This window comes from Pseudomonas sp. Bout1 (assembly GCF_034314165.1).
Taxonomy (GTDB): Bacteria; Pseudomonadota; Gammaproteobacteria; order Pseudomonadales; family Pseudomonadaceae; genus Aquipseudomonas.
Window position 1 is genome coordinate 3,242,467 of the sequence record NZ_JAVIWK010000001.1, and the last position, 12,777, is coordinate 3,255,243.

Sequence of the window (12,777 nt, forward strand, 5' to 3'; positions counted from 1 at the left end):
CAATCAAGCGTTGTTGGTCAGGTAGCCGTTGACGTTGACAAACCTGCTTGAACCGGCCGCCCGTTTGGTTGCCCCTGGTATCAATGGACTGCAGAGGATCGGGAAACCGGGGCGCTGTCATACCGGGAGATGGCCTTGACCCAGAAACGACGGTATTTGGTCTGGTCTGGGGCGAGTGGCGTCTGGGTGGACCAGGCGTGGCCACGTTCCAGGGTGGCATGGTAGGCCTCCCACTCTTTCGTTTCGGCCACTTCCCGGGCCGTTTTCTCATTAGCGAACCAGCCGAGTATGTAGACTTCACCCTGGTCCATACCGTGCTCGACCAGTAGATAGATTTCTTTCATATGCTTGAACCCGCTACACCCTGTCTTGAAGGCTCAACGATGAAGTATTCGCGCGGCAACCCGCAAGCACTTCCTGTCGTTGAGTTCTATTGACCCGCATCACGGCGCTGTGCTCAAGCTGTGCCACGGCACGCTGCGTAAAGGCTAAATTGACGTGGTGGCCCCCTTTGTATTCTGCCTGGAGCAGGGCGCCTGCACCGGTTCCCCACCACAGCGGCTCTAGCAGTACCCTGCGGGCAAATGCCAGGCAAAGAAAAGCCCGCGATGGGGAGCGCGGGCTTAAAGGTTTTCACCAGGAGCTGCAATGACCTTAGGCGCCCGTGTGTGAAAGCAGCGTGAAAACCCGGGGCATGGCTGCACCCAATTCAATAAGCCCCCGCTGCCGCCTTTGCGCCGCTGACGATGGCGATGCCGGAGCTGCTGCCAAGCCGGGTGGCACCGGCTTCAATCATCGCCTTGGCCGTTTCCAGGTCGCGCACGCCGCCCGAAGCTTTCACGCCGATCTGCGCGCCTACCGCGGCGCGCATCAGGCGCACATCCGCCAACGTCGCGCCGCCATGACCGAAACCGGTGGAGGTTTTGACGAATGCTACGTTCAGCTCACGGCACAGGGTGCAGGCAGTGGTTTTTTGCGAATCATCGAGCAGCCCGGTTTCGAGAATGACTTTAAGCGGCACTGCCCCGCAGGCAGCCAGCACCTGGGCAATATCGTCGCGTACCTGGTCCAGCAGGCCGTCCTTCAGCCAGCCAATGTTCAGCACCATGTCGACCTCGCCGGCACCGGCCTCGATCGCAAGTTTGGCTTCATACGCCTTGGCCGCGCTCAAGCCCGCACCCAAGGGGAAACCCACCACAGCGCACACCAGCGCAGCCGCGCCGCGCAGGCATTCGGCAGCCAGCGGCACATTGGCACTGTTGACGCACACGGACTTGAAGCCATGCTCACGGGCCTCGTCGCACAGTTGGCGAATGCTCGCCTGGGAAGCATCGGCGGCCAGCAGGGTGTGGTCGATATAGGCCGCGAGCGGCAACGGGTTAGTCGGCATGGCAAGTGTCCTGTAAGGATGAGGTGCTGGGAAAAGCCGGTTTGTGTTAAGTTGGATGCATTAAATGTGAAATAAATAACATTGTAAATGGAATTTGTGACTGTCCTGATCAAGGGCGCGCATTCAACGAGGGTTGGAACGCAGTGGATTCAAAGAAAAGCGAAAGATTTCGGGCCATGCACAAGGCCTTGCAGGGCGAGTCGGCGATTCACCTGCGTGACATGGCTGCGGTGCTCGGCGTGTCGGAAATGACCTTGCGTCGCGACCTGGCAGACAATCCCCAGGGCCTGCGTTTGCTCGGTGGGCACGTAACCCGTAGCGGCCCGCCGGAGCCCGATTACCAGGTCGCCGAACAAGACCAACGCCACGTTGCCGAGAAGCGCCAGATCGGCGCACTGGCCGCCAGCCTGGTGCGGCCCGGCGACACGGTGTTTATTGATTGCGGCACCACCACGCCGTTCATTATCGAGGCGTTGCCGGATGACCTGGAGTTCACCGCGCTGTGCAATTCCCTCAACGTGCTGCTCAAGCTCCAGCAAAAGCCCCACTGCACCATCATCCTCTGCGGTGGCACCTTCCACCGGCGCAACATGGTGTTCGAGAGCCATGCCGAGGCGGGCATCCTCGACGGCATCCGCGTTGCGTGGGCGTTTATTTCGGCGGCCGGCGTCAGCGCGGCGCATGGGGTGACGTGCTACAACCTCAACGAAGTGGAGGTCAAGCGGCGGGTCATGGCGCGGGCGCAAACCTGTGTGCTGGTGGCCGACCACAGCAAATTCGACGAGGTGCGTGCCGCGCACTTCGCCGAGCTGTCGGACTTCCAGCGCGTGATCAGCGACCCCGGCCTTGAGGCGGCGCAACAGCAGGTGATCAAGGACAGCGGGGCGATCCTGCTGATTTAAGCCTTTACACGCTTGTGATTTTTATTTCATTTGTTTGGAATTTAACAAATTGGCCTTGACACCCTCGGGAGCAAGGCATAGTTTTTCAAATGTGATCGCGGTTCACATTTGTGAGCGTGGCCTCCCTGAAGGTCGCGCCCGAATCCTGACAACAATAAAAATAGGAATCACCATGCTCCAGATAGCCCGTAAACCTGTTCATGTGCTGGCCCTTGCACTGGCTGTCGCGGCCTCGGCGCTGGCGCTGAACGCCCAGGCCAAGGATCTGAAGATCGGTTTCAGCCAGGTCACCCTGCAATCTCCCTTCTATGTACAGCTGCGCGATGGCGCCAAGGCCGCAGCGGCCAAGGGCGGTGACGAGCTGATCTTCCTCGACGCCAACGGCGATATCAGCAAGCAGAACAACGACATCCAGGACCTGCTGACCCGCAAGGTCGACATCCTCATCATCAATGCCGTGAACCCCGACGCCGTGGGCGCCGCCCTCGACGCCGCCAAACGCGCCAAGGTGCCGGTGATTGCTGTCGACCGCGCAATCAACGCGCCGGTGGCCACCACCATCGGCCGTAACAATGCCGAGATGGGCGAGCTGTCCGGCAAGGCCCTGCTCGCCGCCCTCAAACAGCGCGGCGTGACCAAGGGCAAGATCATCGAGATCCAGGGCGACGCCGGCGGCACGGTGATGAAAGAACGTCGCAAGGGCTTTCACACCGCCCTGGCCGGTACCGACTTCAAGATCATCGACGGCCCCTACAGCGAGTACATGCGCGCCAACGCGGTCACGGCGATGCAGGATTTGCTGCAAGCGCACCCCGACCTCAAGGCGGTGATCGCGCATAACGACGACATGGCCATGGGCGCGCTGCAAGTGCTTACCGAAAGCGGCAAGAAAGACGTGCTCGTGGCCGGGATCGACGGCTTGTCCGAGGCCTTGAATGCGATCCAGAACGGCGATCAATACGTGGCCACTGCCCTCAACGACCCACGCTACCTGGGCGAGGTCGCGATTGAAGCGGCGCGCGCACTGGCCGCCGGAAAATCAGTGCCCAGCTTTGTCGACGCCGGTACCCAAGTGGTGACCAAGGCCAACGCGGCCGAGGTCAAGCATGACTCTACCTTCGGCGAATACCGCCCTGGCGCGCTCTAAGGGTCCTGCGCCGCCACCCTATGGATTTTTGCTGGCGCCTCTTGCAGGAGGTGCCCGTTCGAACGCACTCGCCACTCAACAGAGGAATTCACTGTGAAAGCTGCCGTCATGTACCAACCGGGCGATATCCGGGTCGAAGATGTTCCAAAACCTGCGGTCAAGGCCGGCCATGCGCTGGTCCGGGTCGCGGCCTGCGGCGTATGCGGCTCGGATATCCCGCGCATGTTGAGCAAGGGCGCCCACGTGATGCCGCTGATTTGCGGCCATGAATTTGCAGGTTTCATCGAAGAGATCGGCAGCGGCGTCGAAGGCTATGCCATCGGCGAACTGGTGACCGTGCCGCCGATGATCCCGGACGTCAGCAGCGACCAATATGCCCGTGGTTTTCCGTCCCGCTCGGAGCGCTACGACTACTTCGGCAGCCGCCGCGATGGCGCGTATGCCGAGTACGTCAACGTGCCGTTGAGCAACCTGATCAAAGTGCCGCAAGGCATGGACCCAATTGCCGCGTCCCTGGTGGACCCGGCGGCGATTGCCCTGCATGCGATCTGGAAAGCCGACTTCAAGGCCGGGCAGAGCGGGGCGGTGGTGGGTTGCGGGCCGATCGGCCTGTTTGCGATTCAATGGCTGCGGATCATGGGCGCCAAGGACATCGTCGCCATCGACATCGCCGAAGAAAAACTCGCCATGGCCCGCGAAGCCGGGGCTACCCATACCTTGCTCAGCGGCGCGGCGGATGCCGAGTTGCCGCGTTGCCAACTGGTGATTGAAGCAGCAGGCCACCCAAGCTCGATCAACCAGGCCGTGCAACTGACCAAGGCTGGCGGGCACGTGGTGTTTATCGGTATTCCCACCAGCGATGTGGCCCTCAGCACCGCGACGTTCTCGCACTTCCTGCGCCAGGAAATCTCCTTGCATGGCGCCTGGAACTCGTTCTCGGCACCGTTCCCGGGCGACGAGTGGACCGCCTCCATCGACAAGCTGGCTTCCGGTGAATTGCAGTGGCAGTTCATGATTACCCACGACTTGCCGCTGGATGAACTGCCGGCGATGTTCAAGCGCTATGCCGATCGCAGTGAAGTGGCGGCCAAGGTGATTTTCCGTCCCTGAGCCAAGGCTTTTTGCTGTGTGTCGTCAAGCCCGACAGCACTGAAGCGTTGCTGGCGGGCTTAAAACAAAAAGCGTCGTCGTGACAAGACGCAGGAGGACTACCGATGACCTTGTTGTTGGGACTGGATTTTGGAACAGGTGGGGTGCGGGCCGGGTTGTATGACCTGCACAGCCACAAATTGGTGCACGTCGCCGAGGCGCCGTATACCACGCAATACCCGCAGTTAGGCTGGGCCGAGCAGGCCCCGGCGGATTGGTGGTCGGCGCTGGGCAAGGCCTGCCGGCAGTTGATGGCCCAGGCCGGGCACCCGCAGGTGGCGGCGGTGTGCGTTGCTACCACGGCCTCCACGGTGGTGGTCGCCCAGGCGGACGGTCAACCGCTGGCTCCGGCGCTGTTATGGATGGATTGCCGCGCCGCTGCCGAGTCGGCGCGCACCGCCCACGTCAGCCACCCGATGATGAACCAGGGCGGTGACGCGGTGGAATGGCTGGTGCCCAAGGCCATGTGGCTGGCCGAGCACGCGCCCCAGGTTTACCAGCGCGCCGAGCGGATTTGCGAGGCGGTGGACTGGATCAACTTTCAGCTGACAGGGCGCTGGGTAGCTTCCCAATTGAATGCCAGCTGCAAGTGGAACTACGACACCTTGCAGCAGCGCTTTCCGGTGGAGCTGTACGCCGAACTGGGCGTGCCGGAACTGGCGCAAAAGCTGCCTCAGGAAGTGATCAAGGTCGGTGGCCGGATCGGTCCATTGAGCGCCGATGCCGCCAGCCATTTGGGCCTTGGCCGCGACACCCTGGTGGCCCAGGGCGGCATCGACGCACACATGGCAATGCTCAGTGCCGGCACCACCGGCGCGGGCGAGTTGTTATTCATCGGCGGTACCTCGGTGGTGCAGTTGATGCACACCCCGCAACGCATCGACGTGCCGGGCATTTGGGGGCCGTACCCCGGCGCGTTGCTTGACGGCCAATGGCTGATGGAAGGCGGGCAAGTGTCCGCCGGCTCGATCCTCAACTGGCTGGCGCAAAAGATGTTCGGCCTCGACGATGCCGGGCACCAACGCCTGATTCGCCAGGCTGGCGAACTGCAGCCCGGCTCCACCGGCTTGCTGGTGCTTGATTACTGGATGGGCAACCGCACGCCGTACCGTTCACCGGACATGCGCGGGGCGATCATGGGCCTGTCGCTGAACCATGACCGGCACGACCTGTACCGCGCCTCGGTGGAAGCGATTGCCCTGGGTTCGGCGAATATCTTTCACACCTGGCGCTCCGCAGGCATCGAGATCACCCGCGTGGTCGCCGCCGGTGGTTTCCAGAAAAACCCGTTGTGGTTGCAGGCCACGGTGGATGCCACCGGCGTGCCGTTCGAAATGGTGCCCCACGACAACCTCACGCTGATCGGTACAGCGGCCGCTGCGGCCTGTGCCCTGGGCGAGTTCGGCAGCTTGCAGGAAGCGGCGACCGACTTCACCACCATTGGCCGGCTGATCGAGCCCGACCCTTACGCCCACGAGCAATACATCGAGCTGCTGGGCCGTTACCGCGCCGCTACCGACAGTGTGGCGCCCATCAGTTGCAAACCGCCGGCCAATCGCACGCTCGGCGTAAGGCCGGCAGCATGAGTGCCCATCCTGAAGAATCATTTGCCACGCGGTTGTCGGCCGACTCACAACGCGACGACCTGATGGTGCAGGTGGCCAAGCTGTATTACGACCTGGAAAAGACCCAAAGCGATATCTCCCGGGAAACCGGCCTGACCCGCTGGCAAGTCAGCCGCCTGCTGCGCGAAGCGCGGGATTGCGGGGTGGTGCGCATCGACATCGTCGCCCGCTCGGCACGCCTGCCGTCGCTTGAAGTGGCGCTGCAACGGCGCTTCGGCCTGCGTGAAGCGCTGGTGCTGGATGTGGAGGACGCTGATACCGCCTTGAACGTGGTGACACAAGCCGCCGCCCGCTACCTGTGCAATTTGCAGCCGATGCCGGCGCTGATCGGCGTGTCGTGGGGCCGCACCCTGACCAAGATGGCTCAGTGGCTGGTACCGCGCTGGAACGAGGGCGTCAACGTGGTGCTGCTGAACGGCGCGATCAATACGCGCTCGATGGGCGAGCCCAGCCATAACGTCGCCGAGCGCTTTGCCCAGGCTGCCCGTGGCCAGGCCACGTTGCTGCCAGTGCCAGCGATTCTCGGGCATGCCCATACCCGCGAAGCGCTGGAGCAGGACCCGGTGATCGCTCAGGTATTGCACCTCGGGCAACAGGCGCCGGTGGCGTGTTTCAGCCTGGGTGAGTTGTCTGATCATTCAGTGTTGATGGAGTCGGGCTACATCGACCGCCCACTGCTGGAAGAGCTTGCGCGCCTGGGCGCCGTCGGCGACATCATGGGCCGCTTTATCGGCATGGATGGCGAGCCGGTGATGCCCGAACTCGACGCCCGCACCCTGGGCCTGCCACTCGCCGCATTGCGCGACAAGGCCTGGTCTATCGCGGTGTGCGTTGGCGCGCTAAAGCACCGCATCGTCCATGCCAGCGTCAAGGCCGGCTACGTCAATGTGCTGGCCACCGACGCGGCGACCGCCCGCTATTTGCTGGAGCAGGATCATGAGTGAATTGGCGCTGGATATCCGTCATGTCAGCAAGCGCTTTCCGCCGAATGTGGTGGCGCTGACCGATGCGTCCCTCGACGTGCGGCCGGGGGAGGTGCACTGCCTGCTTGGCGCCAATGGCGCGGGCAAAAGTACCTTGTTGAAAATCGTCGCCGGCGCTCATCGCCCGGATGGCGGTGAGATGTCGGTAGCGGGCCGGCGTGTGGAGCTGAAAAACCCGCAACAGGCGCGCCAGGCCGGGATCGCGATGATTTACCAGGAACTCGACCTGATCCCGCAGATGACCGTCGAAGAGAACCTGATGCTCGGCTACACGCCGCAGCGTTTCGGGATCATCTCCCGCGGCAAGCGCAGTGCATTGGCCAAGGCCGCACTGTTGCGGGTGGGGGCGAATTTTTCGAGTACCGACCGGGTGGGCAGCCTGTCGATCGCCAATCAACAACTGGCGGCCATCGCCCGCGCGCTGACCTGTGAAGCCCGGCTGGTGGTGATGGATGAGCCGTCGGCGGCGCTGAACGAGACCGAACTGAAGCGAGTGTTCCAGGTGATTCGCGAGATCACTGCGGCCGGGGTGGCGGTGTTGTATGTGAGCCATCGGCTGAATGAAATTCGCGAGATCGGCGATCGGGTCACCGTGCTTCGCGCCGGGCGAACCCTGCAAACCCATGATCTGGCGCAGATCGATGACCAGGCGCTGATCGCCGCGGTAGTCGGCGAACACCGTGACCTGCTGGAGCGCAGCCCGCGTCAGGCACCGCAGGAAAACCTGGCGTTGAACATTCGCCGCTTGCAAGGCGAGCAAGGGCTGGACGTGCAAGGGCTGCAAGTGCGCCAGGGTGAGATTGTCGGGCTTGCCGGGCTTAACGGAGCAGGGCGCAGCACCTTGCTCAAGGCCTTGTTTGGCGTGGGCCGCAACGACAGCGATGTGGAGCTGTTTGGCCAGCCTTATCACCCGCAAACCTCGCGCCAGGCTATCCGCCAGGGCGTCGGCCTGGTGCCGGAAAACCGCAAGACTGAGGGGCTGCTGCTGGACGCGCCGATCTACCGCAACGCCTGCCTGGTGCACACCCGGCACTTGAACTGGTTTTCCCATCGCCAGGCCAAGGACCGCGCCGGCCCGGTGCTGCAACGCTTGCAGACCAAGCTCGACAACCTTGAGCAACCGGTGCGCCAGCTCTCCGGCGGCAACCAACAGAAAGTGGTCATGGCCAAGTGGGTGATCGACGGCGCGCGGCTGTTGCTGCTGGACGAGCCCAGCCGTGGCCTGGATGTCGGCGCCAAGGCTGACCTCTATGCCCTGGCCCGCAGCCTGGCGCAAGAAGGCGCTGCGGTGCTGGTTGCCAGCAGCGAGCTGGATGAGTTGTACGTCAATTGCGACCGCATCTGGGTGATGCACGAGGGGCGCAATGCGCTGTGTTTCGACCCTTTGAGCGCCAGCCGCGACCAGATCGACCAGGCCATCCTTATCGGTAAAACGAGTGTAGAACCATGACTATTGCGAGCAATCCAAACCCGGTTTTCGATAAGCCCGTCGCCCTCACAGAGCGTCGCCGCAGTGCGGTGCTGGAGTGGGTGATGCGCTACAACTTCGTGTTCATTTTCCTGTTTGCCGTGGTGGTGGCGACGTTCCTGTCGGACGACTTCCTGACCTTCGGCAACATCGCCAACCTGTTCCAGCAGGGTGCGATAGTGGGGATCATCGCCATCGGCATGACCTTCGTCATTCTCACGGCCAACATCGACCTGTCGGTGGGCAGCCTGTGTGCCTTCGGCGGGATCCTGGTGGCCGTACTCCTGCAACAGCAGGTCAGCGGCTGGTTGGCGGTGCCGGCCACGCTGCTGGTGGGCCTGGCCATTGGCACGGTGATGGGCAGCCTGACGGTGTTTGGCAAAGTGCCGAGCTTTATCATCACCCTGGCCGGGTTGGTGTCACTGCGCGGGGCGACGTTTCTGGCCTCTGACGGTGCGCCGATTGGCGGGCTGCCGGCCAGCTTCACCGCGTTCGGTTCGGCCATGATCGACATCTGGCCCAGCGCCGGTATCGCGTTCCCGGTGCTGGGGCTGATCTTCATCCTGATCACCGTCATCGCCTGGTTGGTGCTGCGCTACACGGTGTTTGGCGAGTATGTGCTGGCCACCGGCGGTAACCTGGAGGCCGCGCGGCTGTCCGGGGTGCCGGTGCGGGCGGTGACGATCGCGGTGTTCGCCATCTGCGGCGGCCTGGCGGCGTTTGCCGGCTTGTTGATGACCTCACGCCTGCACGTCGGCCAACCGACCGCTGCCCAGGGCCTGGAACTGGATGCGATTGCCGCCGTAGTACTCGGTGGCACCAGCCTGTTCGGCGGGCGCGGCAGTGTCGTCGGCACTGCAGTGGCCGTGATGCTGCTGCAGGTGTTGCGCAATATCTTCAACCTGCTGGGGCTGGGGTCGTTCTACCAGATGGCGATCACCGGGGTGATCATCGTGCTGGCGATTTTGCTCAACCGCTTGATCGACCATTACGCCGGCCGTACCTGAGGACACCTTGATGAACGCACTGCTATCCGCGCCAATCAAGGCGGTGATCTTCGACATGGACGGCCTGCTGCTCGACACCGAAGGCATCTACACCGAAGTCACCCAGTTGATCGCCGACCGCTACGGCCGCACGTTTGACTGGAGCATGAAGCAGAACACCATCGGCCTGGGAGCTTATGAACTGGCCAGCTACATTGTGCAGGCGGTGGGCTTGCCGATGAGCCCGGAGACGTTTTTGCAGGAACGCACGCCGTTGATGAACGCGCGGTTTCCGCAGGCGGCAGCCATGGCCGGGGCCGAGGCGCTGGTGCGGCACTTGTCGGCCCAGGGCATTCCGATTGCGGTGGGCACGAGTTCATCGCGGCACTATTTCGAACTGAAAACCACCTTGCACCGGGAGTGGTTTGCCTTGTTCGACGCCATTGTCACTGCGGATGACCCAAAGGTGGGCGCTGCCAAACCGGCGCCGGATATCTTCCTGGTGGCCGCCGAGCGGCTGGGGGTGGCGCCTGCAGACTGCCTGGTGTTCGAAGATTCGCCATTCGGCATCACCGCGGCCAAGGCGGCGGGGATGTATGCGGTGGCCATCCCGGACCCGGCGATGCCTCGGGAGAAGTTCCTGCATGCAGATGGTCGGCTGTTGAGCCTGGAGGCGTTTGATTTGCAGGCGTGGGGGTTGCCGGTGCGCTCGGTGGGATCAGCCTTTACCGGGGCAGACGGTGAGACATGACCACCATTGGGATCGCTGCGATGTCAGTACTGAAAGGGATTTCTGCCCGGTGTTCAAACCCGTGGCGTTGATAAAAACGCTGGGCGCTTTCGTTGGTCTTGAGTACTTCGAGCCATAACACCGGTTGCAGGCGGGTACGTGCGAGTTGATGTACATACTCCAGCAACTGCTGCCTGTTTGATAGTGATCATCTTCCCCGCTCCCTGAAGTGCACGCCTGTGCGACGCCCGGTAAATTACACCGCTTTATCCGGGTGTATGGTAGACCGGGCAAACACCTGGATTATCTCTGGAAGAGCGAGGTGACTATGAGCACGCCCATGCTGAACAAGCTGCATCTCAACGGCTACGACATCGTGCAGGTCAACAACGGCCCGTGGCGGGTCTGTACCCAAACTGATCGGCTGGCATCCTTCGGCTCCCGAGAGCAGGCATTAGCGTATGCCGCTGCGCTACCGGGGTACAAGGCGCGGTCGAGGTCTGCTGCCAATCAAGCTTGAACCCTCAATAGCCTCGGTCAGTCCGGGGCTTTTTATTGGGATGTGATTGGGTAATGCATACCTGCGGCGAGGGAGCGTGCTGTGGCGAGGGAGCTTGCTGTGGCGAGGGAGCGTGCTGTGGTGAGGGAGCTTGCTGTGGCGAGGGAGCTTGCTCCCGCTGGAGTGCGCAGCGCTCCCAGTTTTTTTGGGGCCGCTACGCAGCCCAGCGGGAGCAAGCTCCCTCACCACAGCAAGCTCCCTCACCACAGCAAGCCTCCTCACCACAGCGTGGCCTGCATAGCCTAGACGAATGGCTGGCCGTGGAACCCGCGTGGCAGGCGCTGGCGGCCTGGGAGGTCGGTCAGGCGCTGGGTCCAGGCACTGCGCCAGTCACCGGCAACGTGTTCGGCTTTGGACCTGCGTGCAGCACGCCGGGTGGCGTTGCGTTGGGTACGGCGGGCTTCCTTGAAGACTTCGGTGTTACGGCAGGTGCGGCATTTGACCCGCTTCAGCTCGGTGCTGGAAGGCAGGTTGGTGCCGTGATGACCGCAGGCAAGATGGCCGGCGACCTTGAAGTGAATGACCATGTAAGCGTCTCCTTCTTGAGGGGTGCGTCGCATCGGTAATCTGTGGATGCGCGCGGGCAGGGCGGGCGCCATTGGCTGATTGCACCGCTCTGTCTTTTATGACAGCTCGCTGCCCCATGCGTTCGCTCATGCCGGTTGGCAACCTTGTTCGTGACACATCCGCTCGTTTATCCTCCGGGCACACACACACAATGTGACTGGAGTGGAAGATGAGCAATCAAGAGTCCCAGGAAGGCGGCTGCCGTTGTGATCGGGTACGGTTTATCGTGACCGAAAAACCGCTGATCACCATGGCGTGTCACTGCACCGGCTGCCAGAAGATGTCGTCCAGTGCATTCTCGTTAAGCGCGTTGATTCCCAGCCACGGATTCACCATCATCCAGGGCAACCCGGTGATCGGCGGATTGCACGGCGTAGACCGCCATTACTGCTGCCCCCACTGCATGAGCTGGATGTTTTCGCGCCCCAATGGCGTCGAGGATTTAATCAACCTGCGGCCCACCATGTTTGATGATGTCAGCGGCTATGTGCCGTTCATTGAGACCTGGACCAGTGAACAGCTGCCGTGGGCGTCCACCCCGGCGCAGCACAGCTTTGCCCAACTCCCGAAGAGGGAGGATTTCCCTGCACTGATACAGGCGTACGCCGAGTTCAGCGCCGGTTGATCTAGTCCATCAGCGCCAGCAGGTCGGTGTCGCCCACATCGCGCCCGGCCTGCGTCAGCAGTGTTGTCACCTGGCCCCGGTGGTGGGTCTGGTGGTTGAAAAAGTGTATCAGCAGGGCGTGAAAATTCTTGCTCATGGCCGTGCCTGCCATGTTGCGATATTGCAGGGGCTGGTCCAGCTGCGCCTCACTGATTGATTGCGCCCATTCGATGATGATCTGATCGAGCCAGGCGCGATGGGCCGCCAGTTCACGGATGTTGGCGAATGCCAGATGGTCCAGGCGTGGCGGCGACTCCACGGGGCTTAACGGCGCCAGCGCGGCAAACCCCGCCGGATGTTTGGCGAAACGCTTGAGCCAGACGCGGTCACCCAGTGCCAGGTGGTTCAGCGTGCCGAGAATCGACCCGAAGAACGCGCCACGGTCGGTAATCAAATCCTCGTCGCTCAGGCCACCGGCCGCTTCATACACCTTGCGGTTCATCCACTGGTTGTAGCTCGCCATCAAGGCAATCTGCTCGGTACGGGTCACGTGGGCGCTTCCTTGATGGGGTGTCGCGCCATCATAAAGCGCGCCTGCCCGGCGGTCATGGTGTTCTGGCACAGCGCAGCTATTGTTGTTGATCTGGAACTCTGCGCCCTGGGAGGG

15 protein-coding genes are annotated in these 12,777 nt (G+C 62.4%); 10 read left to right on the forward strand and 5 right to left on the reverse strand.

The genetic code is table 11. The features are described from left to right. Positions 1-80 precede the first annotated feature (80 nt). Both RGV33_RS15185 and deoC read right to left on the reverse strand, forming a co-directional pair. Positions 81-344, reverse strand: a complete 264-nt coding sequence (locus RGV33_RS15185; protein ID WP_322144964.1) for a hypothetical protein — start codon at positions 342-344, stop codon at positions 81-83. 365 nt (positions 345-709) lie between these two features. Continuing rightward, positions 710-1,390 carry a deoxyribose-phosphate aldolase gene (gene deoC, locus RGV33_RS15190; RefSeq protein ID WP_322144965.1) on the reverse strand — a complete coding sequence of 227 codons (681 nt, stop codon included), beginning with the start codon at positions 1,388-1,390 and terminating at the stop codon, positions 710-712. A gap of 143 nt (positions 1,391-1,533) precedes the next feature. Between deoC and deoR the strand changes: the two genes are divergently transcribed. The 8 genes from deoR (at position 1,534) to RGV33_RS15230 (ending at position 10,401) form a co-directional block, all read left to right on the forward strand. Beyond that, positions 1,534-2,292, forward strand: a complete 759-nt coding sequence (deoR, locus tag RGV33_RS15195) for a DNA-binding transcriptional repressor DeoR (protein WP_322144966.1) — start codon at positions 1,534-1,536, stop codon at positions 2,290-2,292. Positions 2,293-2,464: 172 nt separating this feature from the next. Continuing rightward, positions 2,465-3,439, forward strand: a complete 975-nt coding sequence (locus tag RGV33_RS15200; protein ID WP_322144967.1) for a substrate-binding domain-containing protein — start codon at positions 2,465-2,467, stop codon at positions 3,437-3,439. A 93-nt stretch (positions 3,440-3,532) separates the two neighbouring features. Then, positions 3,533-4,549, forward strand: coding sequence for a galactitol-1-phosphate 5-dehydrogenase (locus RGV33_RS15205; protein ID WP_023658808.1), 1,017 nt, complete (start codon positions 3,533-3,535; stop codon positions 4,547-4,549). A 104-nt stretch (positions 4,550-4,653) separates the two neighbouring features. After that, positions 4,654-6,174, forward strand: a complete 1,521-nt coding sequence (locus RGV33_RS15210) for an FGGY-family carbohydrate kinase (RefSeq protein WP_322144968.1) — start codon at positions 4,654-4,656, stop codon at positions 6,172-6,174. Continuing rightward, positions 6,171-7,157 carry a sugar-binding transcriptional regulator gene (locus RGV33_RS15215; RefSeq protein ID WP_322144969.1) on the forward strand — a complete coding sequence of 329 codons (987 nt, stop codon included), beginning with the start codon at positions 6,171-6,173 and terminating at the stop codon, positions 7,155-7,157. Before RGV33_RS15210 ends, RGV33_RS15215 begins: the two co-directional genes overlap by 4 nt. Next, positions 7,150-8,646 (forward strand): sugar ABC transporter ATP-binding protein, encoded by a 1,497-nt coding sequence (locus RGV33_RS15220; protein ID WP_322144970.1) that lies wholly within the window; start codon positions 7,150-7,152, stop codon positions 8,644-8,646. Before RGV33_RS15215 ends, RGV33_RS15220 begins: the two co-directional genes overlap by 8 nt. Beyond that, the gene (locus RGV33_RS15225) at positions 8,643-9,671 is read left to right on the forward strand and encodes an ABC transporter permease (protein WP_322144971.1); all 1,029 of its coding nucleotides are present in this window, start codon (positions 8,643-8,645) and stop codon (positions 9,669-9,671) included. Before RGV33_RS15220 ends, RGV33_RS15225 begins: the two co-directional genes overlap by 4 nt. A gap of 10 nt (positions 9,672-9,681) precedes the next feature. Further along, entirely contained in the window at positions 9,682-10,401 is a 720-nt protein-coding gene (locus RGV33_RS15230) for an HAD-IA family hydrolase (protein WP_322144972.1), read from the forward strand. On the opposite strand, the gene RGV33_RS34265 is transcribed toward RGV33_RS15230, so the two are convergent. Next, positions 10,376-10,567, reverse strand: a complete 192-nt coding sequence (locus RGV33_RS34265) for a GNAT family N-acetyltransferase (RefSeq protein ID WP_323570973.1) — start codon at positions 10,565-10,567, stop codon at positions 10,376-10,378. The two genes, RGV33_RS15230 and RGV33_RS34265, sit on opposite strands and share 26 nt — an antisense overlap. Positions 10,568-10,708: 141 nt before the next feature. On the opposite strand from RGV33_RS34265, the gene RGV33_RS15235 reads away from it, so the two are divergent. Next, a complete protein-coding gene (locus tag RGV33_RS15235; protein ID WP_322144973.1) occupies positions 10,709-10,900 on the forward strand; it encodes a DUF2188 domain-containing protein in 192 nt (63 codons plus the stop codon). A 281-nt stretch (positions 10,901-11,181) separates the two neighbouring features. Here RGV33_RS15235 and RGV33_RS15240 read toward each other — a convergent pair whose 3' ends face one another. Next, entirely contained in the window at positions 11,182-11,466 is a 285-nt protein-coding gene (locus RGV33_RS15240; RefSeq protein WP_322144974.1) for a hypothetical protein, read from the reverse strand. A 209-nt stretch (positions 11,467-11,675) separates the two neighbouring features. Between RGV33_RS15240 and RGV33_RS15245 the strand changes: the two genes are divergently transcribed. Next, positions 11,676-12,131: a GFA family protein gene (locus RGV33_RS15245; protein ID WP_322144975.1), complete on the forward strand. Its 456-nt coding sequence runs from the start codon at positions 11,676-11,678 to the stop codon at positions 12,129-12,131. Between the two features lies 1 nt (position 12,132). On the opposite strand, the gene RGV33_RS15250 is transcribed toward RGV33_RS15245, so the two are convergent. After that, positions 12,133-12,660, reverse strand: a complete 528-nt coding sequence (locus tag RGV33_RS15250; protein ID WP_322144976.1) for a DinB family protein — start codon at positions 12,658-12,660, stop codon at positions 12,133-12,135. Between the last annotated feature and the right edge of the window lie 117 nt (positions 12,661-12,777).